This is a genomic window from Gordonia sp. LMA167 (genome assembly GCF_058130025.1).
This window is the reverse complement of record NZ_CM176708.1, coordinates 453,699-476,560: the sequence shown is the minus strand read 5'-3', so window position 1 is coordinate 476,560 and position 22,862 is coordinate 453,699. Positions and strand designations below refer to the sequence as shown.

General features: G+C 68.5%; 22 protein-coding genes, 1 tRNA gene and 1 other RNA gene. 21 read left to right on the top strand and 3 right to left on the bottom strand.

What is annotated here, in order from left to right:
• Position 1 precedes the first annotated feature (1 nt).
• From ACVT6V_RS02185 to ACVT6V_RS02105, 17 genes are all read left to right on the top strand, one after another.
• Complete coding sequence (locus tag ACVT6V_RS02185) at positions 2 to 859, top strand: ABC transporter ATP-binding protein (RefSeq protein ID WP_489898175.1); 858 nt, start codon at positions 2 to 4, stop codon at positions 857 to 859.
• A 215-nt stretch (positions 860 to 1,074) separates the two neighbouring features.
• Positions 1,075 to 1,614 carry a MarR family winged helix-turn-helix transcriptional regulator gene (locus ACVT6V_RS02180; protein ID WP_489898174.1) on the top strand — a complete coding sequence of 180 codons (540 nt, stop codon included), beginning with the start codon at positions 1,075 to 1,077 and terminating at the stop codon, positions 1,612 to 1,614.
• A 224-nt stretch (positions 1,615 to 1,838) separates the two neighbouring features.
• Positions 1,839 to 3,377: an aldehyde dehydrogenase gene (locus tag ACVT6V_RS02175; protein ID WP_489898173.1), complete on the top strand. Its 1,539-nt coding sequence runs from the start codon at positions 1,839 to 1,841 to the stop codon at positions 3,375 to 3,377.
• A 45-nt stretch (positions 3,378 to 3,422) separates the two neighbouring features.
• On the top strand, positions 3,423 to 3,791 hold the full coding sequence (locus ACVT6V_RS02170; RefSeq protein WP_489898172.1) for a RidA family protein: 369 nt from the start codon (positions 3,423 to 3,425) through the stop codon (positions 3,789 to 3,791).
• A gap of 55 nt (positions 3,792 to 3,846) precedes the next feature.
• Positions 3,847 to 4,365 carry a cupin domain-containing protein gene (locus ACVT6V_RS02165; protein ID WP_489898171.1) on the top strand — a complete coding sequence of 173 codons (519 nt, stop codon included), beginning with the start codon at positions 3,847 to 3,849 and terminating at the stop codon, positions 4,363 to 4,365.
• Positions 4,366 to 4,406: 41 nt separating this feature from the next.
• The gene (locus ACVT6V_RS02160; RefSeq protein ID WP_489898170.1) at positions 4,407 to 5,357 is read left to right on the top strand and encodes a PDR/VanB family oxidoreductase; all 951 of its coding nucleotides are present in this window, start codon (positions 4,407 to 4,409) and stop codon (positions 5,355 to 5,357) included.
• Positions 5,358 to 5,385: 28 nt separating this feature from the next.
• Entirely contained in the window at positions 5,386 to 6,369 is a 984-nt protein-coding gene (locus ACVT6V_RS02155) for a VOC family protein (protein WP_489900686.1), read from the top strand.
• Positions 6,366 to 7,181: an alpha/beta fold hydrolase gene (locus tag ACVT6V_RS02150; protein WP_489898169.1), complete on the top strand. Its 816-nt coding sequence runs from the start codon at positions 6,366 to 6,368 to the stop codon at positions 7,179 to 7,181. Before ACVT6V_RS02155 ends, ACVT6V_RS02150 begins: the two co-directional genes overlap by 4 nt.
• Positions 7,178 to 7,930, top strand: coding sequence for an SDR family oxidoreductase (locus ACVT6V_RS02145; protein ID WP_489898168.1), 753 nt, complete (start codon positions 7,178 to 7,180; stop codon positions 7,928 to 7,930). The genes ACVT6V_RS02150 and ACVT6V_RS02145 overlap by 4 nt, the downstream gene beginning before the upstream one ends.
• A 45-nt stretch (positions 7,931 to 7,975) precedes the next feature.
• Positions 7,976 to 8,758 (top strand): SDR family oxidoreductase, encoded by a 783-nt coding sequence (locus ACVT6V_RS02140; protein WP_489898167.1) that lies wholly within the window; start codon positions 7,976 to 7,978, stop codon positions 8,756 to 8,758.
• A gap of 39 nt (positions 8,759 to 8,797) precedes the next feature.
• The gene (locus tag ACVT6V_RS02135) at positions 8,798 to 10,477 is read left to right on the top strand and encodes a thiamine pyrophosphate-binding protein (RefSeq protein ID WP_489898166.1); all 1,680 of its coding nucleotides are present in this window, start codon (positions 8,798 to 8,800) and stop codon (positions 10,475 to 10,477) included.
• Positions 10,474 to 10,929, top strand: coding sequence for an alpha/beta fold hydrolase (locus ACVT6V_RS02130; protein WP_489898165.1), 456 nt, complete (start codon positions 10,474 to 10,476; stop codon positions 10,927 to 10,929). Before ACVT6V_RS02135 ends, ACVT6V_RS02130 begins: the two co-directional genes overlap by 4 nt.
• A complete protein-coding gene (locus tag ACVT6V_RS02125; protein WP_489898164.1) occupies positions 10,926 to 11,159 on the top strand; it encodes a recombinase-like helix-turn-helix domain-containing protein in 234 nt (77 codons plus the stop codon). The genes ACVT6V_RS02130 and ACVT6V_RS02125 overlap by 4 nt, the downstream gene beginning before the upstream one ends.
• Before the next feature lies 1 nt (position 11,160).
• Positions 11,161 to 12,267: a Rieske 2Fe-2S domain-containing protein gene (locus ACVT6V_RS02120; RefSeq protein ID WP_489898163.1), complete on the top strand. Its 1,107-nt coding sequence runs from the start codon at positions 11,161 to 11,163 to the stop codon at positions 12,265 to 12,267.
• Positions 12,264 to 12,593 (top strand): hypothetical protein, encoded by a 330-nt coding sequence (locus ACVT6V_RS02115; protein WP_489898162.1) that lies wholly within the window; start codon positions 12,264 to 12,266, stop codon positions 12,591 to 12,593. Before ACVT6V_RS02120 ends, ACVT6V_RS02115 begins: the two co-directional genes overlap by 4 nt.
• Complete coding sequence (locus ACVT6V_RS02110) at positions 12,590 to 12,994, top strand: RidA family protein (RefSeq protein WP_489898161.1); 405 nt, start codon at positions 12,590 to 12,592, stop codon at positions 12,992 to 12,994. Before ACVT6V_RS02115 ends, ACVT6V_RS02110 begins: the two co-directional genes overlap by 4 nt.
• Before the next feature lie 49 nt (positions 12,995 to 13,043).
• On the top strand, positions 13,044 to 14,312 hold the full coding sequence (locus ACVT6V_RS02105; protein WP_489898160.1) for an MFS transporter: 1,269 nt from the start codon (positions 13,044 to 13,046) through the stop codon (positions 14,310 to 14,312).
• 182 nt (positions 14,313 to 14,494) lie between these two features.
• Here the strand turns inward: ACVT6V_RS02105 and ACVT6V_RS02100 are convergent, their stop codons facing one another.
• The 3 genes from ACVT6V_RS02100 to ACVT6V_RS02090 all read right to left on the bottom strand — a co-directional run bounded on the left by ACVT6V_RS02100 (position 14,495) and on the right by ACVT6V_RS02090 (position 17,326).
• Positions 14,495 to 15,886, bottom strand: a complete 1,392-nt coding sequence (locus ACVT6V_RS02100; protein WP_489898159.1) for an acyl-CoA synthetase — start codon at positions 15,884 to 15,886, stop codon at positions 14,495 to 14,497.
• Positions 15,887 to 16,074: 188 nt separating this feature from the next.
• Positions 16,075 to 16,911, bottom strand: a complete 837-nt coding sequence (locus ACVT6V_RS02095) for an NmrA/HSCARG family protein (RefSeq protein ID WP_489898158.1) — start codon at positions 16,909 to 16,911, stop codon at positions 16,075 to 16,077.
• Between the two features lie 329 nt (positions 16,912 to 17,240).
• A tRNA-Ser gene (locus ACVT6V_RS02090) sits at positions 17,241 to 17,326 on the bottom strand.
• Positions 17,327 to 17,537: 211 nt separating this feature from the next.
• Between ACVT6V_RS02090 and ffs the strand changes: the two genes are divergently transcribed.
• From ffs to ACVT6V_RS02070, 4 genes are all read left to right on the top strand, one after another.
• Positions 17,538 to 17,632: signal recognition particle sRNA small type (gene ffs / locus ACVT6V_RS02085), an RNA gene on the top strand.
• A gap of 68 nt (positions 17,633 to 17,700) precedes the next feature.
• The gene (locus tag ACVT6V_RS02080; RefSeq protein WP_489898157.1) at positions 17,701 to 18,978 is read left to right on the top strand and encodes an aspartate aminotransferase type Ic; all 1,278 of its coding nucleotides are present in this window, start codon (positions 17,701 to 17,703) and stop codon (positions 18,976 to 18,978) included.
• A 114-nt stretch (positions 18,979 to 19,092) separates the two neighbouring features.
• Entirely contained in the window at positions 19,093 to 20,355 is a 1,263-nt protein-coding gene (locus ACVT6V_RS02075) for a glycosyltransferase 87 family protein (protein WP_489900685.1), read from the top strand.
• Positions 20,356 to 20,476: 121 nt separating this feature from the next.
• Positions 20,477 to 22,852, top strand: coding sequence for a DNA polymerase III subunit gamma and tau (locus ACVT6V_RS02070; protein WP_489898156.1), 2,376 nt, complete (start codon positions 20,477 to 20,479; stop codon positions 22,850 to 22,852).
• The last annotated feature ends 10 nt before the right edge of the window (positions 22,853 to 22,862 follow it).

The window sequence follows — 22,862 nt, the reverse complement described above, 5'->3', positions numbered from 1 at the left end:
CATGACATCGACCGACACCAGGACTTCCGGCACCACAACCGGGACCGACACGATCACCCGGACCGCGGCCAAGGCGACCACCGACATCCCGGTCTACGGCGCCGGGGCCGGTGCCGCGGTCAACCTCAACCATCTGCAGCTGGGCTTCGACGGCAAGATCGCCGCCAACGTCACCCTCGACATCGAACCGGGCGAGGTCGTCGTCTTCCTCGGGCCGTCGGGCTGCGGCAAGTCGACCATCCTGCGGGCACTGGCCGGACTGCTCGCACCGATGGGCGGTGAGGCCACCGTGAACGGTCGCGCCATCACCGGTAACGACGCCCACTGCGCGATGGTGTTCCAGGAGGACGCGCTGTTCCCGTGGCGGACGGCGCTGAAGAACGTGCAGTTCCCGCTGGGGCTGCGCGGCGTCCGGGGGCGCGAGGCGAAGAAGGCGGCGACCCAGTATCTGGAGCAGGTCGGGCTGGGCTCCTACCTCGACCATCTGCCCAGCCACCTGTCCGGCGGCATGCGTCAGCGTGTCCAGCTGGCCCGCACCCTGGCATGTGAACCGCAGGTGATGCTCATGGACGAGCCGTTCGGCGCGCTCGACGCGCAGACCCGCCTGGACATGCAGCAGCTGCTGATCTCGGTCTGGGCGCAGACCCAGATGACGATCCTGTTCGTCACGCACGACGTCGACGAGGCGCTGCTGCTCGCCGACCGCGTGGTGCTGCTGACGCATCGCCCCGCCACCGTCGCGGACATCATCACCATCGAGAACCCCCGCGACCCGCAAGCCCAGTTCGAGGAGACCTACCAGCGTCGGCGCCAGTCGATCCTGGAGTTCCTGGGCCATTCCCCGGTCGGAGCGCACTGAGCCGCAGCGGGCGAACCCGCTCTGCCCATCCCCGAAAACCGCCCACCCCGAAAAGCGCCCCAGACAAGCACCCGCTCCAGGCGACTCATCGACATGATGTCGACGGCCGCCCTGGGGAGGGAGCTTCTCTGGGGCGCTTTTCGTTGCCGGGTGGCGGCCGGGCGGGTGGCGGGGCGGCGGGCCGGCGCGGTTCCGGCAGGTAATCTCGACCCATCATGGACGGAGTCGATGTCATCGTGTCGCACTGGGCGGTCGCCCGACCCGAACTGGACGTGTCGGCACTGGAGGTCTTCGGACGACTTCATCGCAGCTTCCTCGTGTACCGCGCGCGCATCGCGACGACGTTCGAGGAGCACAACATCAGCGAGGCCGGGTTCGACGTGCTCGCCTGCCTGCGCCGGGCCGTCCCGGACCACCGACTGACCGCCGGACAGCTCGCGGAGCAGACGCTGGTCACCACCGGCGGGCTGTCGCTACGGGTGAAGCGCCTCGAGGACGCGGGCCTGGTCACCCGATCCAAGGACCCGCACGACGCCCGGGTGGTCTACGTCGAACTCACCCCCGAGGGTGCCGCGCTGGTCGATCGCGTCGCCGACGAACACTTCGCGAAGCTGCGCACGATGCTCGACGGACTGTCCGACGAGGACGCCGAAGCACTCGCCGGTCTACTCGGCGGGCTCGAGTCGTCGGCGCGGTCCGCGGTCCTCGGCGACGGTCTCGATCCGGGCGAATCTGACCCGATCACCGCCGGCTGACCAACTTTTCTCAAAAAAAATCTCGCCCGTCCGTGACCGGCGCCACACCCTGTGTGACCTGCATCTCTACCATTTCGGCCGTGTAAAACGAGCGTTACAAACGTCTGTCCTGGGACTTCTGGCCTTGACCTCTTAGCGCTAAGGCTTTAGAAATGTCTTAGCGCAAAGATAAATGCCGACGCGCTGACAATCCTGAAACTCACCCGCTGGAACGGACCGCAAGCATGTCGCTCGTTACGAGTAGCCCCCACACCGCCGACCTCGTGTCCCGCGGGATCGATGCCACCCGTGATCTGGCCGACCGGATCTACGTGGCCGGGCGGTGGGAGGTCGGCACCGGCGACCTCATCGAATCGGTGGATCCCTCCACCGGCCGCGTCTTCGCGACGCTGCACGGGGCAACGGCGGATACCGTCGACACCGCTGTGCGCGAGGGTCTTTCCGCGGCCCGCGCCAGCGGGTGGTCGACGATGCTGCCGCATGAGCGGGCCGCCGTGCTGCATCGGATCGGCAACGCGATCGACGCCGCCGCCGACCGGATCGCCGCACTGCAGACCCTCGACACCGGTAAGACGCTGACCGAGACCCGTGCGCTGGCCGGCAGCGCCGCCAACACCTTCCGCTACATGGCGGCCGCGCTGGAAACGATGGACGGTGCGATGACGACGTCGCGTGGACCGTGGATGACACTGTCGACGCACCGCCCGATGGGAGTCGTCGGCGCCATCACGCCCTGGAACTCGCCCATCGCGTCGGACGCCCAAAAGCTCGCACCGGCGCTCGCCGCCGGAAACGCCGTGGTCAGCAAGCCGCCGGTGTGGGCGCCGTGGGTCACCCTGCTGCTGGCGCGGCTCTGCGAGGAGGCCGGCCTGCCGCGCGGCGTGCTGTCGGTCCTGCCCGGACCCGGCCGCACCGTGGGGGAGGCACTGGTGCGCCACCCGTCGGTCGCCAAGGTCAGCTTCACCGGCGGCACCACCACCGGCCGTCACCTGGCCCACGTCGCCGCCGACAAGCTGATGCCGATCACTCTCGAACTCGGTGGCAAGTCGCCGACGATCGTCTTCGACGACGCCGACATCGAACGCGCGTTGCAGGGTGTCCTGTTCGGCATCTTCTCCTCCAGCGGACAGAGCTGCATCGCAGGATCACGGATCTTTGTGCACCGCAGCATCTTCGGCTCCTTCACCGACCAACTCGTGGCACGCGCCGCGCGGTTGCGACTGGGCGTGGGCACCGACCCGGCCACCGACGTCGCACCGATGATCTCCCGCTCACACCGCGACTCGGTCGCCGCGATGGTCGACGAGGCCATCGCTGCCGGGGCCCGGGTACGTTGCGGCGGAGCGATTCCCGACGACCCGCGCCTCGCCGAGGGCAACTACTACCCACCCACCGTGCTCGCCGGAGTGACCAACGCCGACACCATCTGCCGCGAGGAGATCTTCGGTCCGGTCGCCGTCGTCCTGCCGTTCGACGACGAGGCCGACGTGATCGCCCAGGCCAACGACACCGTCTACGGATTGGCCTGCGGCATCTGGACCGAGGACTACCGGCGCGCACTGCGGGTCGGCGAGGCCGTGGACGCCGGCACCGTGTGGGTCAACACCTACAAGCAGTTCTCCATCTCCACCCCGTTCACCGGGCTGCGCGACAGCGGCCTGGGCACCGAGAAGGGCCGCGACGCCGTCCGCCAGTACTGCGACCAGAAGAGCATCTACCTCGACCGCAGCGAATCCCCGATCGCCTGGGGAACTCCCCGATAACCGACCGCATCTCCCGATTGCAGTACCACTGAAAGGAATACATCCATGTCAGCTCCCGTCGACACCGCCACCGAATCCGCACACCCCTACAGCCCCGCCTATGCGGTGGCCGGCTTCGGATTCGTCTCTGGCGCACTCTCGGTGGATGAGAACGGTCAGGCCGTCGACGGCGTGGAGACCGCGCTGGACGCCGCGATCGCCCGCCTCACCGAACGACTCGCGACCATCGACATGACGCTCTCCGACGTCGTCAAGACCACCTACTTCGTCACCGACGTCACCCTGCGCGACGCCGCGAATCGGCACTACGAGAAGGTCTTCGCCGCACCCCGGCCGGCCCGCTCGTTCGTCGAGGTCGCCGCGCTGCCGTACGGCGCGACCGTCGAGATCGAAGCCGTCGCGCACGTCGCCTGACCCCAGCGCAGTCTCACCACCGCCAGCCGAGAACACCACCCCGAAAGGACACACCATGACCGCACCCGAGAAGACCACCGTCGACCTCGAGGCGCAGATCGACGCCGCCATCGCCAGCCGCGAGACCCGCCGCGAGGACTGGGACACCCTGGGCTTCCAGGCAGCCGCCGGCGGCGACCGGTTCAAGCGTGCCCAGATCCGCTACATCGGTTCCGGCGCCACCGGAAACCACGAGGGCGACAACCGCACCCTCCCGTCGGAGCACTTCACCTTCTCCAACATGCGGCTGCCGGTCGGCGCCGTCGGCCCCGAGCACACCCATCACGACGTCGAAGAGGTGTTCTTCGTCCTCGAAGGGGAACTCGAGGTGGCCGTGCACGACGTCGAGGACGGCACCAAGAAGGCCGTGCGCCGCCTGGGCTACCGCGACCTCATCCGCGTACCCGCGGGCGTGCCGCGCAGCCTCGCCAACGTCGGCGACACCGATGCGCTGTTCTGCGTGATCATCGGCGCCAAGAAGCCCGAACTGCCCACCTATCCGCCGAGCTCCGAGATGTACGGCGTCACCCGCTGACCCGTCCGCACCGACCGAACACCTACCGAAAAGGATCAACGATGAGCGCAGGAACCTCGAGAGTCCTTCGCGTCCAGCAGAAGACGTGGGAGGCCGACGGCATCACCAGCGTCAGCCTCGTCGACCCGACGGGCGCAGCGTTGCCGACCTGGGAACCGGGTGCACACATCACACTGCACCTCCCGGGCGGGCTCATCCGCGAGTACTCGCTCTGCTCGGACCCGCAGGACACCACGCGCTGGACCGTCGCGGTGCTGCGGGCCGAACAGTCCCGGGGCGGTAGCACACTGGTCCACGATCGATTGTCGGTCGGTGCGGAGATCGAGGTCGAGGGCCCGCGCAACGCGTTCGCCCTCGACCCCGAGGCCGACGAACACATCCTCGTCGCCGGGGGCGTCGGCATCACCCCGATCGTGGCGATGATGCGCCGGCTGCACCGGGACGGGCAGTCGTGGCGGATGCTGTACGCGGGGCGATCACGCCGCACCATGGCGTTCGTCGACGAGGTTGCCGCACATGACGCCTCGACCATCCACGCCGACGACGAGACCGGCGGTCTGCCCGACCTGGCCGCCAGCGTCGGCGCCGCGACCCCCGGCACCGTCGTCTACTGCTGCGGGCCGGCGCCGCTGTTGGATGCAGTGGCATCCCATGTGCCCGAGGGCGTCACGCTGCGCACCGAACGATTCGCCGCACCGGTGGCACCCGCTCCCGCCGGCGACGAGAACGCCTTCGACGTGGTCCTCGACCGTAGCGGACAACGCATCCCGGTCGGCCCGGACATCTCGGTGCTCGACGCACTGCTCGACGCCGGTGTCGACGTCGCGAGCTCCTGCACCGAAGGCATCTGCGGCACCTGCGAGGTCGGCATCATCAAGGGCGACGTCGACCATCGCGACTTCCTGCTCAGCGACGCCGAACACGAGGCCAACACCACCATGTTCCCGTGCGTATCCCGCTGCCGCTCCGCCGAACTCGTCCTCGACCTCTAGAGAAGGAACCATCGTGCTCTACTCCCAGATGCCCACCCTGGCCGACGCGCCGGTGTGCCGACTACGCAGCCTGCGATCGGTGGCGCTGACCGTCGCCGACCCGGCCGCGTCGGCGGACTTCTACCACCAGGTGTGGGGACTCACCACCGTCGACGAGGACACCGATCGCTTCTGGCTGCGGGCCACCGGCACCGAACACCACGTACTGGATCTGCGCCGCGGCGACGTGAACGGCCTCGGCGGCATCAGCTTTGCGCTCGCCACCCCGCGTGAGGTGGACGACGCCGCCCTCGCGCTGGACCGCATCGGTGTTCCGCTGCTGCGGGAACCGGCGCCCCTCGACGACGCCGGCGGCGGCTACGGGTTGGCGCTGGTCGACCCGGAAGGCCGCGTGATCGAGCTGTCCGCAGACACCTTCGCGGTCTCCGATCAGGAACCCGCCGGACGACGCGCGGTGCCCCGCAAGATCGCCCATGTGGTGCTCAACACCACCGACATCGAACGCACGGCGCGCTTCTACACCCAAGTCCTCGGCATGCGGATCTCGGACTGGTCCGAGCGTCAGATGGCGTTCCTGCGCTGCAACTCCGACCACCACGTCATCGCCCTGAACCAGGCGGCGTGGCCGTCCATCAACCACGTCGCCTACGAGATGGGCTCGCTGGACCACTTCATGCGCGGCATCGGCAGCCTCAAGGCGCACGGCATCGCACCCCAGTGGGGACCCGGCCGCCACGGCCCCGGCGACAACACCTTCTCCTACTTCACCGACCCGGCCGGTCTGGTGTGCGAATACACCTCCGAGGTCGCCCAGATCGACGAGGACGCCTGGCTGTGCCGCACCTGGCGGCGCACCCCCGAACTGTCGGACACCTGGGGCACCGCCGGTCCGCCCACCACCACCATCCGATCCGCGATGGCCGGTATCCCCGACCTCGGCGCGCAGGCGCTGGTCACCCCCGCCGACGTCGACTACTTCTACGGTGCACCCGCGATGGCCGGTGCCTCATGACCGCGCCGGCTCCCACCACGTCGCCGACGGCTGGTGACCGCTTGAACGTGGTCGCGCACCCGACGCACCGCGAGATCCGCTGTGCGCAAGCGGTGGTGATGCTGCACGGCATCGGTGGGTCGGCGGCGTCGTGTGCGCCACTGGCCGACCGGCTGGCCGCCGCCGGGATCGCGTCCTGGTGTGTCGACGCCCCCGGGTACGGAGATTCGCCGGACCCCGGCGCCTCATCCGACGTGGTCGACGAGGTCGTCGCCGTGATCGACCGCGTCTCACCCGAACGTCCCGTGGTCCTGCTCGGCACGTCCTGGGGCGGAGTGATCGCCATGTCGGTGGCGCTGCGCCGACCCGACCGGGTCGCCGGGCTGATCCTCGCCGACAGTACTCGCGGGTCGGGCACGACGCCGGCGAAGGCGGCCGCGATGCGCGCCCGGATCACCGAGCTGACCGACCGGGGCGCGGCGGCCGTCGCCGTCGAGCGCGCCCCTCGGCTCACCGCGCCGGGCGCCGATCCGGCTGTCTCCGAATCGGTTCGCCGCTGGATGGCGGCTCTTCGGCAGCCCGGTTTCGCGGCCGCCGCGGAGTTCATGGCCGCCACCGACCTCGGCGCCGAGCTGACTCGTATCACCTGCCCGACGCTCGTCCTGGTCGGCGAACACGACGTGATCACCGGCGTCGACGAATCCCGACTGATCGCGGACCGGATTCCCGCCGCCGAACTGCACGTCATCGCGAATGCTGGTCACGTCGCCATCCAGGAACAGCCCGCCGCCGCAGCAGAGCTCATCACCGAGTTTGTCGGAGGACTGCGATGAGCCCCGCAACGAACGGCACCGTGGTGGTCACCGGCGGCGGACGTGGCCTCGGTCGCAGCATCGCCGAACGTTTCGGCCGCGACGGCCATCGAGTCGTCATCGCCGAACGCGACGCGCACACAGCGCGCATCGCCGAAGACCAGCTCAGCGCAGCCGGATTCGACGTCACCGCACTGGTCACCGACATCGCCGACACCGCCTCGGTGCGGGATCTGGCCGATCGTCTCGACCGCGACGGCGACCGCGTCATCGGCCTGGTGAACAACGCTGCCATCGCCGACGGAGTCGGCGGCGCAACCTTCTTCGAGCTCGCCGACGACGAGTTCGACCGCCTCGCCGACGTCAACGTCCGTGGCACCTGGTCGGTCACCAAGTACCTGTGGCCGCTGCTGTCGGCGGCACAGGGCGCGGTGGTCAACATCGCCTCCGATGTGGCCATGTACGGCTCACCGCGGCTGGTGCACTACGTCTCGTCGAAAGCGGCGGTCATCGGCATGACCCGCTCGATGGCCCGCGACGCCGGCCCGCACGGCGTCCGCGTCAACGCGGTGGCACCGGGGCTCATCCGCGTCGAGGCCACCGAAGGGGTGCCCGACGAGCGCTACCGCACCTACGCCGACGGGCGCTGCCTCAAACGGGAACAGACGCCCGACGACGTCGCCGGCGTCGTGCGGTTCCTGCTCTCCGACGACGCGGCATTCGTCACCGGACAGACCATCGTCGTCGACGGCGGATTCATCTTCCGCTGACCACCATTCACCACCACACCATTCACCACAGACGAGGGAGAAGCCATGGATCTGCAGCTCGAGCGCCGCAGCATTCTGATCACCGGCGCCAGCTCGGGGATCGGCCTGGCCACCGCACGCATGCTCGCCGACGAAGGTGCCCGCCTGGCACTCTGCGCCCGTGACGAGCAGCGGCTGCGGAAGGCGACGGCAGACCTGGCCGACCGCACCGACGTCGTCTACACGACCTGCGACGTCACCGACCGCGCCTCGGTCGATGGTTTCGTCGAGGCGACCGTCGCGGAGTTCGGTGGCATCGACGGTGTGGTGTGCAACGCCGGCCGATCCCTCATGCGCACCCTCGACGAGACCACCGACGACGAGATCCGCGACGAGTTCGACCTCAAGATCTTCGGTGCTCTCAACGTGATCCGCTCGGCCCGCAAGGCGCTCGCGGCCTCCGACGCCGGATCGGTGGTGGTGGTCAACGCCATCCTGTCGCGGCAACCCGAACTGCGCCTGGCCGCAACGGCGGCGGCACGAGCGGCACTGCTCAACCTGTCACGGTCGCTCGCCGGTGACCTCGCCGACGACGGCATCCGCGTCAACTCGGTACTCCTCGGCCTCATCGACACCGGTCAGTGGCAACGCCGCTTCGCCGAGAGCGGCACGGACGCGGACTTCGACGCGTGGAGCACGGAGATCGCCCGCGACCGCGGAATCGCGCTCGGCCGCTTCGGCACCGCCGACGAACTCGCGTTTCCCATCACCACGCTGCTGTCGCCGCGCAACAGCTACATGACCGGTGCCGCACTCGACGTCGGCGGCGGCGTCCACCGCTACGTCTGACCGCACCACCAGCAGCCCAGCCCAGCCCAGGAGAACAGCATGACCGATCAGCCCACCGAGCACCGCCGAACCGGCGGCGACGTCCTCGTCGAGGTGATGCGCCGACACGGCGTGACCACCGCCTTCGGCGTCGTCAGCATCCACAACCTGCCGCTCGTCGAAGCAGTCGACCGCGAGCTCACCTTCGTCGAGATGCGTCACGAAGCGGCCGCGGTCAACGCCGCCGACGCCTTCGCCCGCGCTTCGGGCGGCATCGGTATCGCGTTGACCAGCACCGGAACCGGCGCCGGCAACGCGGCCGGCTCGATGGTGGAGGCCCTCACCGCCGGTAGTCGCGTGCTGCACATCACCGGCCAGATCGAGAGCGAACACCTCGCACCCGGACGCCCCGAGACCAGCCGCGGTGTGATCCACGAGTTTCCCCGCCAGCCCGAGCTGCTGCACGCGATCTCCCAGCACTCCGCGACCATCACCGATGCCAAAGACGTGGCCGCCGAGCTCGAGGCCGCGATCGCGCACATCGAGTCCGCGCCGCAGGGCCCGGCCAGCGTGGAATGGCCGACCGACCTGCAGTACCTCGCCACTCCGGATGCACAGCGGCCCATCGACATCGATGCCGTGCCGACCGTGCGCCCGGACACCGATGCCGTCACCCGCGCCGCCGAACTGCTGAGCACCGCACGCTCGCCGCTGATCTGGCTGGGTGGCGGAGCGGCCGGGGCCGGCGAGGCGATCGCCGACCTCGCGCACCGCCTCGGCGCCGGCATCCTGACCAGCAACTCCGGCCGCGGCATCGTGCCCGAGGACGACCCGCTCGTGATCGGCAACTTCGCCACCACTCCGCCCGCCCGGGCCCTGCTCGCCGACGCGGACGTCCTGCTCGCCGTCGGCACGCACTTCCGATCGAACGAGACCGCCTCGTACAGTCTTGTGCTGCCGCAGAAGCTGATCCAGATCGACGTCGAACCCGACACGGTAGGCCGCGTCTACCCGGCGCAGGTCGGCATCGTCGCCGACGCCGACGACGCCATCCGGGCCCTGGCCGATCAGCTCGGCGACACCGCAGCCGAGGCCGCCTGGCAGGCTCGCGTCACCGAGGTCCGCGACACCGCCCGCGCCGAGTTGACCGACTACATCGGCGGATACGCCGAGATCTGTCAGGCCATCCGGGACGCGCTGCCCGCCGAGTCGGTCATCGCCCGCGACGTCACCATCCCGTCCAGCCAATGGGGTAACCGGCTGCTGCCGATCTACGACCGCGCCACCAACGTGTTCCCCCTCGGCGGCGGCATCGGCCAGGGTCTCGCCATGGGCATCGGTGCCGCCCACGCCCGACCCGACGTGCCGACGCTGGTGATCGCCGGCGACGGTGGGCTCGCCGTCCATCTCGGCGAACTCGCCTCGCTGGCCGGCTCGGGAGCCCACGTCATCGTGCTGGTGTTCAACGACGGCGGCTATGGAGTCTTGCGCAACATGCAGGAGAAGAACGGGTTCCGTCGTTCCGGTGTCGACCTGCACACCCCGCGGTTCGACCTGCTCGCCGCGTCGATGGACCTTCCGTACCGACTGGTCCAGGGGGCCGGCGTCATCAGCGACGCCCTCGCCGACGCCGTCGCCCACCCGGGCCCCTCGATCATCGAGATCGACGTCGAAGCCGTCGATCCCGCGCCCGGGCCGTTCGTACCGCCCGTTCACGTTCCCGGAGAGGCACACTCATGATCGCCGCGCAATGCTGGTGGGACGACGGCGCACGCTCTGCCGTCGAAGCCGGTGAACCGACCCACGTCTTCGCCACCGGGCACGACGTCGGCGATGCGATCCGCCTCGCCGTCGCCCACCCGGACACCGTCCTGAGTCTCATCCTCGCCGAACCCGCAGCCGTGGCCGACGACGTCGCGACGCTGCTGCCCGCGGTCGAGGTACCCACCCTGGTCCTCGCGTCGGCCCCGACCGCCGACGCGGATCTCACTGCGGCACAACAGCTCGCCGGTGAGATCGACAATGGCGTCTTCGTCGTCATCGACGGCGCACCGAAGCCGGTGCACACCGAGCGTCGGGAGTCGTTCGCGGAGTGGAGCGCGTCATTCGTCGCCATCTCCGAAGGACTGGCCGCACGTGACGGCCGACTGCTCACCCCGCCCACCCCACTCGTCGAAGGAGCCCTGAGATGAACACTCGCCCAGCCCCCGAGCCCTATCTGGAAGTACACCAGACCCACCCGGAACCCATCACACCGTATGAGCGCAAGCTCGGCGGCTCGATCACCGAGATCTTTGCCGGGGGTGCAACGACTCTCGTCGAGGTCGTCGACGGGCTGAACGGACTGGGACTGCACGGACCCGACGGTGGTCCGTGGACCGACGAGACCTTCCGCGCCGAGATGCGCCGATTGGGGAAGTGACATGACCACCACCGAAAACAACACCGCTGCAACATCTACCACCGCAACACGTCCGGTCCGCGGCCGCCCCACCTTCGCCGTGGGGACCCGACGCCACCTCGACGCCGACGAGATCGCCGCCACCGGTCTGCGTGACCGCTGGTATCCGATCCTGCCGTCACACATGGTCGAACCGGGCGCCATGGTGCCGGTCCGCCGCCTCGAGGTCGACTGGGTGCTGTTCCGCGACGCCCAGGGCGTGGTGCACATGCTCGAAGACCGCTGCCCGCACCGCAGCGCACCGTTGTCGGTGGGCCAGCACCTCGGTGATCGCGTGGCCTGCGCCTATCACGGCGTGCAGGTCGACGGTGCGGGCACCGTGGTCTCGGTGCCCGGTATGCCGGGCTGCGCGCTGGAAGGGCGGCGGGCGACGGTGTCACTGGAGGTGGTGGAGGCCGCCGACACGATCTTCGCCTTCGTCCCGTTGACCGCGGAGTCGGTGCCGACACCGTTCGTGTTGCCTGATCGGCTCAGCGATGCCGAGGTGTCGTGGTTTGCGAATTATGCCGAGTGGGCCGGTCCGTGGCGCTTCTACATGGACAACGTGCTCGACCCGATGCACGGCGCGTTCCTGCACCGCAATTCGCACTCGATGTTCGGCGGCGACACGTCGGCGCGGTTCCGCATCCGCGAGACCGACCGCGGGTTCTTCTTCGAGAAGACCGACCAGTGTGGTGTGAACTTCGACTGGGTGGAGTTCGTCCGCGGCTCGATGGACTACGTCGACCTGGAGATCCCGTACGGTCCGGGTGCCGGGCCGGGTGGGGTGTTCGGCATCGTCGGGATGAGCACCCCGATCGACCGTTCGACGTCGGCGATCTTCCACTGGCGCACGCGTCGCGTCAGCGGCTGGGAACGCGAGACCTGGCGGTTTCTGTTCCGCACCACACTGGAGGCCAAGCACTGGGAGGTGCTCGAACAGGACCGCGAGGTCCTCGAGGTGCTCGCCGACGACGCCGACCGCGAAGAACACCTCTACCAGCACGACCTCGGCGTCTCGCGGATTCGGCGGATCTACCGCGCCGACGCCGTCGCGCAGGCCGAGGTGCTGGCGAAAGCCAACGCATGAGCACCGACACCACGATGCTGCTGACGGTCATCCTGCGCCACGACCAGTCGCAGAACCTCGAACAGCTGCAGGGCCGTCTCGACGACAACGACTGGTGGCACGGCTTCCCGCCCGCCGGCTGCGAGATCGTGTCCTGGGTGGTCGCGATGGGGATCGGGCAGATCGTCACGCTACGGTTGCCCGCCGATCGTCTCGCGGCGGTCAACGTCGAACTGGAACGCCGGGCGTGGGGCACCTTCGCCACCGACTTCTATCCGACATATGACTTCGTGCCGGTCCGGGAACGCCTGACCGCGGAGTCCGACGCCCGACGAGGCGCGGCATGACCCGCATCGGCCATCCGGAGGTGGCCGAACCGCCGCGGCCGGACATGTTCAGCAACGCCCGGGTCGTCGGCGATCAGTTCTTCCTGTCCGGCATGCACGCCGGTGGCCCCGACGGCCCGGTCGGCGGCGACGACACCCATGCGCAGGCCGTGGAGGCCTTCCGCCGGCTGGCCGCACTCACGCAGGCGTGCGGTGCGACCGTCGACGACATCGTGGTCCTGCGGATCTATCTCACCGACATCGCCGACAAGGCGGCCGTCGGTCGTGCCCGGAGCACGATCTTCTCCGGCGACTTCCCGTGCTCGACCCTCGTCGAGGTGTCGGCACTGGTGGAACCCGACCTCACCGTCGAGGTCGAAGCCCAGGGATTCCTCCCGACGACCGCTTCCGCGGCCGATTAGAATCAATCAAACCGGCGTCAGCCACGCCGACTACCCCGAGGACGCCACCATGAGCGGACCGACACAGAATTCCAGCCCCACACACAGCCCCATCACCCGACCGAACTGGTCGGTACTGATCCTTGCCTTCGTCGCGGTGGTCCTCGACGGCTACGACACCATCGCCCTGGGCCTGTCCGTCCCGGCACTGGCCAAGGACTGGGACGTCCCGGCATCCCACTTCACGCCGGCACTGTCGCTGACCAGCCTCGGCGTCGCCCTCGGCTACATCGCGGTCGGACGGTTGACCGCCCGGTTCGGCTGCCGCCGCGTGGTGCTGGTCGCGGTCGCCGTGTTCACCATCGGATCGCTGCTGACCGCATGGTCGGGCGGCATCCTCGAACTCAGTGCGCTGCGCCTGCTGACCGGTTTCGGTCTCGGCGCCGTGATGCCCGCGGCCGTCGCCCAGGCGACGGCGCTCAATCCGACCCGCTACCGCCAGTCGATCGCGGTGTTCGTGACGATGGGCATCTCGCTGGGCGCCCTGATCGCCGGGCTGCTCGGCACCAAGCTGATCGGTTCGTTCGGTTGGCCGTCGGTCTTCGTCTTCGGTGCGATCGCCTCGGCCGCACTGCTGCCGTTCCTCTGGATCTGGCTGCCCGACGAACGCGCCGTGATCGGCACCCCGCCGGCCTCCGCCCGCCATCATGCCTCGGTGGCGCGGCTGTTCGACCCCGAGGTCCGCACTCGCACCATCCTGCTCTGGGTGTTCTCGTTCCTGGTGTTCTCGGTGTTCTACATCTTCTCGTCGTGGCTGCCGACCCTGCTGACCAGCTACGGGTTCACCACCAAACTGGCACCGCTGGGCTCGGCCGCACTCGGCGTCGGCAGCATCGTCGGCGCGGGTGTGCTGATGGTGGGCGCACTGCGGTTCCGGATGACGTCGGTGCTGGCGGGCACCACCGCCGTCGCGATCGTGTTCCTCGTGATCTCGGCCTTCCTCGGCCCGGACAAGGCCCTGTTGCTGCTGGTCTTCGGCGGCGTGGGGCTCGGGTTGCAGGCCGGCATGATCGGGCAGGCCGCGGTGTCGGTGTCGCTGTACCCGCAGGCCACCGCGGCGACCGGTGTGGGCTGGGCGTCGTCGATGGGCCGCATCGGATCGGTCGTCGGACCCATCGTCGGCGGTGCGCTGATCGGTCTCGGCTACTCGGCGAGCACCATCGTGCTGATCGCCTGCCTGCCGGTGGTGGTGGCGCTCGGCGTGATCGTGGCGCTGGGCCGGGTTCGGACGCGCGCCGAGTCAGCCGTCGTCGGCGACCCGGTCCCGGCCGCCGGCTGACCGGCCCGCTGAAAGGCACCCGAACTACCGAAAACCACCCTCGAGCGGGAGCCTGCCGGCGATATGCCGACAGGTCACCGCTCGAGGGTGGTTTTCGGTGGGGTGCGGGGGTGGGGAGCGGGGGTGGGGAGGGAGTGTGCGGGTGGGGAGGGAGTGTGGGCGACAGAGGAAGTGCGGGGGACTCAGTCCAGCAGCTTCTTCTGCACCTTGCCCATAGCGTTGCGGGGCAATGCGTCGACGAACCGGATCTCCCGGGGACGCTTGTGATGCGACAGTTCGGTGGTCACGAGATCGATCAGCTCACGCTCGGGCACGCGTTCACCCACCACATACGCGACGATGCGCTGCCCCAGATCGTCGTCGGGGACACCGATCACCGCGACTTCGTCGACGGCCGGGTGACCGAGCAGCACGGTCTCGATCTCACCGGCGCCGATGCGGAAGCCGCCCGACTTGATCAGGTCCGTCGCCCGGCGGCCGACGATCCGGTGCATGCCGTCCGGATCGATGACCGCGACGTCGCCGGTCGCGAAAAAGCCGTCGGCGAGCCAGGATTCGGCCGACTTCTCCGGCTGGTTCAGATAGCCCCGGGCCATCATCGGACCCCGCACGTGCAGGTCGCCGACGGTCTCGCCGTCGTGGGGAAGGTCCTTGGCGCCGTCGCGGATTCGGGTCTCGACACCACGCAGCGGCAGGCCGACCCAGCCGGGGCGGCGGTCACCGTCGGCGCGGGTGCTCACGGTGATCATCGTCTCGGTCATGCCATAGCGTTCGACGATCTCGTGGCCGGTGAGTTCATGGATCCGCTCGAACACCGGAACCGGGAGTGGTGCACTTCCCGACACCAGCAGCCTGGCCGACGACAGTGATTGCGCGGCAGCCGTATCCGCGGCCACCCGGGCCCACACCGTCGGCACACCGAAGAACATGGTGGCGCCCGGCGACATCGCGTTCGCGTAGTTCTCCGGAGTCGGCTTGATGGTGTGGATCAGTCGGCCACCCCGCCGGAGTGGCCCGAGCATCCCCAGGATCAAGCCGTGCACATGAAACAACGGAAGTCCGTGCGCCAGCGTGTCATCGGCGGTCCACTGCCAGGCGTCGGCGAGCGCATCGAGGCCGGCGGCGATGGCGCCGCGGGCGATCGGCACACCCTTGGGCAGGCCGGTGGTGCCGGATGTGTAGAGGATCAGGGCGGTTGACGATTCGGGTGGCTCGGGGTGTCGGTGCCACGAGCGGGCGTAACGGCGCACCGGGATCACCGGCAGTGGGGGATCGGCGGGCGCCGCACCCAGCCAGGCCTGTGCGCCGGAATCGGAGAGGACGTGCTCGAGTTCGCGGGCGCCGGAGTCGGGTGGGACCGGCACCGCCGCGACCCCTGCGATCAGGCAGCCGACGACGGCGAGCGCCGTGTCGATGCTCGGGCGCGCGAGAACCGCTACGGCGCGCGCTCCCGCGACTCGTTCGGCGACGGCGGTGGCCGCTCCGACCAGGTCTTCTCGCGACAAACGGTCGTCACCGATGGTGATCACGTCGGAAACGTCGGGTGCGTTGGGGGTCAGCGTCGGGAACAGCACGTCTTCAGCTTCTCAGATGGACGATTCGTCGATAGTGGGCATGGCCTGTTACGGTGGGGACCACGTTCACGCGATGCTGTAACTCGCTTGTTGAACCAGAGGCCGGGGCGGTTTACAGAACCCCCGGTCTTGTCCAAAACTTTCTCTGCATACGCGGCCGACGTCTGCGTCGGTGACAATCCGTGTCGTCAGGCCCCGAACTGTACGGTCGCCCACTCCTCGAAGGTCTGCCAACCGACATCGGGAAACCGGGTGTGCAGCGCGGGGATGTCGACCTGGTAACCACCAGATCCCAGAAACTCGAACATCGCTCGCATATCAGGAGACGAAATGCGTTCCGGATCATAGGATTCGGCGTGCACTTCCGTAGCCAGCACAGACGACAGAGTTGCCGCCATCTGGTCGGGCGTGAGGGCGTCTGAGGCGACGTCGATGCGTTCACCGGTATATGACGGCGGGTCCCGGAAGAGTTCGACGACGACCCGGCCCAGATCTCGGCGCGACAACTGTTGCAGTGGTTGGTCGCTGGGCATGGCGATCGGCATCACGCCCGCCGCCAGGGCATCGGCACCACCGAGCAGATTGTCGTAGAAGTAGGTCGGGCCGACGATGGTGTGCGGGAGACCGGTCCCTGCGAGCCGTTGTTCGACCTCGTATTTGCTCTCGAAATGGGGAACCCCGGTGTTGCGGTCGGCACTGGCCACCGACGAGAACACCAGATACGGGACGCCTGCGTCGATCGCGGCTCCGATGATCGCCACCCCTTGCGTGAACTCGGCATCGACGCCGGTCTCGAACGGAGTGGTGAAGGCGAACACGCCGGTGGCGTCGGCGAAGGCTTCCGCGAGTCCGCTGCCGCTCACCATGTCGCCGACCGCAAGCTCCACGCCACGGGTCGCGAGTTCGTGCGATCTCTTGGAATCGGGATTGCGGACGACCGCACGGACCGGGAGACCGGCAGCGAGCAGTTCGGTGACCACCGCGCCGCCCTGGCCGCCGGTCGCTCCGAGAACCACATAGGTCATGGTTCCAACCTACTTGGGTCCTTCGACCCTAGGGTGTGTCAGATCACATCGGTAGCGTCGTGTGTGCCGACGGATCGTCACCCTCCCCCCCGGCCGACGATCCCGACGACGCACCGCCCTCGTCGACACCCCTTGACCCCCCGACGAGGAATCCGGGGGCTGTGCAGATTCGAATCGCCCCGATCGCATGCGTGCGATCGGGGCGATTCGGTGCGTTCGTCGTCCACGAAAGACGACACCGCCAGATCAGGAACGCTGTCCCGATCTGGCGGTGAGGAGCCCCGAAGCTCTCACTTCGGATCAGCAGGTCTCGGACCTGCCGTCATCGGCGGAGGATAGGGGATTCGAACCCCTGAGGGCTGTTAACCCAACCCGCGTTCCAGGCGAGCGCCATAGGCCACTAGGCGAATCCTCCAACCACGGCATGATAGCGGGCCGAGGCCGTCGGACCCAAAACGCGGTCGGGTGGGGGTTGGCTCGACCACAGCTACAACTCCTGTCGTCATCTACATGCCGCGTGCCAAAGGTGGATGACGACAGGAGTTGTGGATGGCATTGCGCGCCTCGTGAGAGCCCCGGGCAACCACCGGTTTGTAGAACGCCCCGACCCTCCCGCTACACTTGACGGCGGATCCCGCGCGGCGTGCATCCTGTGAACTCCCCCAGGGCCGGAAGGCAGCAAGGGTCAACGGGCTCTCTCGGGTGCGCGGGGTCCCCTATCCCGAGACGAACATCAGTTTCCACAGCGGCGCCGCCGGCCGATGCCGGTGCCACTGGAGAGGTCCCGCGTTGAACTACCACTCGATGAGTGCCGACCAACTTCGCGAAACCCAATCCGACCTGCGACAGATGTACGACGCACTGTGCGCTGCGGGTCTCAAGCTGGACCTCACCCGCGGTAAACCCTCACCCGAGCAGCTCGACCTCTCCAATGAGCTGCTGTCGCTGCCGGGCGATGAGTACCGCGACGCCGCAGGCACCGACACCCGCAACTACGGCGGCGTGACGGGACTGCCCGAGCTGCGCGAGATCTTCGGGGAACTGCTGGGTGTCGACGCCGCGCATCTGCTCGCCCTGGGCAACGCCAGCCTCGAGGTGATGCACGACCTCACGGTGTTCGCGCTGCTCTCCGGCACCGTCGACTCCGCGCAGCCGTGGGGTGCCGCCCCGATCAAGTTCTTGTGCCCGGTGCCCGGCTACGACCGACACTTCGCCATCACCGAGAACTACGGGATCGAGATGATCCCGGTGCCGATGCTGCCCAACGGTCCCGACGTGGACGCGTGCGCCGCACTCACCGCCGACGATCCGTCCATCAAGGGGATGTGGGCGGTGCCGACCTACTCGAATCCGACCGGCGTCACCTTCACCGAAGAGGTCACCCGCGGTCTGCTGGCGATGCCGGCTGCCGACGATTTCCGCATCTACTGGGACAACGCGTATGCCGTGCACACGCTGGTCGACGCGCCGCCGCCCCCGCTGCCCGTGCTGGACATGGCGGCCGAGGCGGGCAATCCGAACCGCGTGTACGTGCTCGGCTCGACGTCGAAGATCACCTTCGCCGGTGCCGGCGTCGCCTTCTTCGGGTCGTCGAAGGAGAACCTCGACTGGTTCTCGAGCCATCTGTCGATCAAGACCATCGGCCCCGACAAGGTCAATCAGCTCCGCCACGTCAAGTTCCTGGGGGACGCCGACGGCGTGCGCGCACACATGGCGCGCCACCGCGAGATCCTGGCGCCGAAGTTCCAGTTGGTGCTCGACATCCTCGCCGACCGCCTGGCCGATTCGAAGGTCGCCGCATGGTCGGAGCCGGAGGGCGGCTACTTCATCAACCTCGACGTCATCGACGGCACCGCCCGCCGCGTCATCGAACTCGCCAAACAGGCGGGTATCGCGCTGACCGCGGCCGGATCGACCTACCCGTACAAAGAAGATCCGTTCGACCGCAACATCCGCCTGGCGCCGACCTTCCCGTCGACCGACGATCTCCGGACCGCCATGGACGGCGTCGCCACCTGTGTGCTGCTGGCGGCCTCGGAGACCCTGCTGGCACCCCGCGAAGCCTGACCTCGGGCGCGGTGCTGTGAAAACCTGCAAAGAGTGAAGCGTCGTCGGTCGGTCGTCGGGACTGCGCCTTTCGCACCCGACACCCGACCAGCCGGGTGGATCAGGCTCACCCTGATCGCCGTCGGCTCCCTGCTCGTCGCCGCCTTCGCCCTGTGGCTGCAGGACGTGATCGTGCCGTACAGCACGCCGTTCTGGGGGTTGTTCGACAATCAGCTCGACCTCGACGTGTACCTGTCCGGGGCGCAGACCGTCATCGACGGCGGCAGTCTCTATGACGCCAAACTGCTCGGTCAGATGGACTACACCTACGCGCCGATCTCCATCCTGCTGTTCACCCCGTTCACCTGGGTGTCGTTCGAGACCGCGCGGATCATCTGGTCCGCAGGCATCTTCGTCGCCCTCTATCTCGTGATCATGCTCAGCTTCAAGAGTCTCGGTCGTCGGCCGACGTGGCCGCTGCGGTTCGTCGCGTTCGCACTCGTCGCGGTCGTGCTGTTGCTCGAACCGGTGCGCACCACGGTCTGGTACGGCCAGATCAATGTCTTCCTGATGCTGATGATCGTCGCCGACCTCACCCGTGCCGACGGCCGCCGCCTACGCGGCGTGGGCACCGGCATCGCCGCCGGGATCAAGCTGACACCGCTGATCTTCGTGCTCTACCTGGCATTGTTGCGTCAATGGAAGTCGATGATCGGGGTCCTGGCCGGGTTTGCCGGGACGATGATCATCGGATTCGCGGTGCTGCCGCGCGAGTCGTGGGCCTACTGGACGGGCACCATGTTCGACTCCGATCGTGTGGGCGCTCCGCAGACGGTCGGTAATCAGTCGATCCGCGGTCTGCTTGCCAACCTGACCCACACCGACGAACCCAACGTCGTGTTGTGGGGGACCCTCGCGGTGGCCGCGCTGACTTTGGGGATGTATGCGGCGACCCTCGCACATCGGCACGGTCAGGAGCTCCTGGCGGTCACGATCGTCGGGATGACGGCCTGCGCCGTCTCGCCGATGTCGTGGGGGCACCACTGGGTCTGGTTCGTGCCGCTCGTGGTGATCTGTGTGCACCTGCTGTTCACACCCGGTCGTGGTGTGCTGGTCTACGGGGTGGTCGGTGCGGGACTGATCGCGCTGATGCTGATCGCGTTCTCCTGGCGGACCTACCTGGCCTACCCGATCTGGTTCGTGAACAAGACCGTGCCGGACGCGTATCTGATCGGCCTGTTCTTCAAGCACGGCATCGTCGGGCTGCAGTGGTTCACCTACTACCCGTACAACGCCATCTTCCTCGGCACCGCGATCGCCACGATCGTGGTGCTGCGGCGCCAGTCCGAGTCGTCGTCGACCGACGTCGGGGACGAAGTGGTGGCCGGCGGCCGCTGATCCGTCGTTGCCTGCACCGATGTGTGCCGGAACGGCCACCGTGTGCGGAGGCATCCACGGTCGCGTCGCGGGCTGTGGGGGAGCAGGTTCGGCTGTCGGCGATCGCCGGTAGTCTCGACGCGTGGCTCTGTATCGCACCTATCGCCCGGCCAGCTTTGCCGACGTCGTGGGTCAGGAGCACGTCACCGATCCATTGAGTCACGCCCTCGACTCCGGGCGGATCAATCACGCCTATCTGTTCTCCGGGCCACGTGGATGCGGTAAGACGTCGTCGGCACGCATCCTCGCCCGCTCCCTCAACTGTGTCGAGGGTCCGACGTCGACTCCATGCGGCGTGTGCGGCTCGTGTGTGGCGCTGGCGCCTGGTGGTCCGGGCAACCTCGACGTGATCGAATTGGACGCCGCCAGCCACGGCGGTGTCGACGACACCCGTGAACTCCGCGACCGCGCGTTCTACGCACCGTCGGAATCGCGCTACCGCGTCTTCATCGTGGACGAGGCGCACATGGTGACCAACGCGGGCTTCAACGCGTTGCTCAAGATCGTCGAGGAGCCGCCGGAGCATCTGATCTTCGTGTTCGCGACCACCGAGCCGGAGAAGGTGCTGCCGACGATCCGTTCGCGCACGCACCATTATCCGTTCCGGCTGCTCGCGCCGCCCGTGATGCGCGCCCTGCTCGAGAAGATCTGTGCCAGTGAGCAGGTCGTGGTTGCGCCCGATGTGTACCCGCTCGTCATCCGCGCCGGCGGCGGGTCGCCACGCGACTCGCTGAGCATCCTCGATCAACTGCTCGCAGGTGCGGGTCCCGAGGGCGTCACCTACGATCGTGCGCTCGCCCTGCTCGGTGTCACCGACACCGCGCTCATCGACGAGGCGATCGACGCGCTGGCCGACGCCGACGGCTCACGCCTGTTCGGCACCGTCGAGAAGGTGGTGGATGCCGGTCACGATCCGCGTCGGTTCGCCGTAGACCTGCTCGAACGCTTGCGGGATCTGATTCTGCTGCAGGCGGTTCCGGATGCGGCAGACCGTGGCCTCGTGGAGGCGCCTGGCGACGCGCTGGCACGCATGCAGCACCAGATCGACGTGCTCGGTCCGGCATCGCTGACGCGTTTCGCGGAAACCGTCCATGCAGCGCTCGGTGAGATGCGCGGTACCACCTCGCCACGTCTGCTGCTCGAGGTGATGTGCGCCCGGATGCTGCTGCCCGCCGCCTCGACCGAGGATGCGGCGCTGTTGCAGCGGCTGGAGCGGCTCGAATCCGGTGTCGTCGTCTCGAACGGAACGTCGGCGCGCGCAACGGGTTCCGTGGCTGCTGGTGCCGCGTCCGCTCCGGAAGACGAGCCTGCGCCGAAGTATGTTCGACCGTCGCAGCGGAAGGCTGCGGAGCAGGCGGAGACGGCGGCGGCGGGGTCCGAGGTCGGGTCACCGGGTCTCGATACGCCACTCACTCCGTTCGCGGCTACTCGACCAGCGGAGGGGGCCGCGGCTGCGCGACCGGCGGAGGGGGCTGCGGCTGCGCGACCGGCGGAGGAGGGTGCGGCTACTCGACCGGCGGGGGAGGTTGCGGCTGCGCGACCGGCGGAGGGGGCTGCGGCTGCGCGACCGGCGGAGGGGGCTGCGGCTGCGCGACCGGCGGAAGCGGCTGCGGCTGCGCGACCAGCGGACGACGGTGGTGCTGCGCGACCGGCAGAGCCCGAGCCTGTGCCGCCGTCGAGCGCCGAGCGTGACCGTCGGGTACCCACACCGCCCAATCCGACATCGCCGCAGCCGCCGGCGCGGGCGGTGGCCGAGCCGGAGCCGTTGATCGAGGCCGACGCCGACATTCCATTGCCGGATGAGCCGATGGACGACGAGCCGCCACCGCCGTTCGATGTCGAGGAGCCGACGCAGCCGGTGGCCGACGTCGAACCGCCGCAACCGGATTCCGGCTTGTCGGTCGCCGACGTGGAGGCCAGGTGGACCGACATCAGATCCGCGGCGCGCGGCATCACGCCGGTGTTGGAGGTCATGCTCTCGGGCGCGTCGATCCAGGGCGTGGACGGCAACACGATCGTCTTCGGGCATTCGACCGAGATGCTCGTCGGCCGGTTGAGCAAGGAGCATGCGGGCAACCTGCGGGCGGCAGTGCAGCAGGTGTTCGGTCCCGACATCGACGCCAGGTGTGTCCACGCCACCGGCCCGGCCGCGAATCAGGCTGCGCCGCAAGGTGGTCGATCGGATCGGGAACCGTCACGGCCGGCACCGAAGCGGCCGACGTTCTCGCGGCCGAGTCGGGGACGGGATCAGGCCGCGGCGCCGGCGCCCACGACTCCGGAAGCCGCCCCGGAACCCGAGGAGCCTGAGCCGCCACGGTCCGACGAGGAGCTCACCGACGCCGAGCGCGATGAAATGGTCGCCGATGCTCACTCCGGTCCACCGGAACGACGGTTGGACCCCGATCAGGTTGCGCTCGAACTGCTCAAATCAGAACTGGGTGCACGCCCGCTGGAGTGAACCGGCCGTT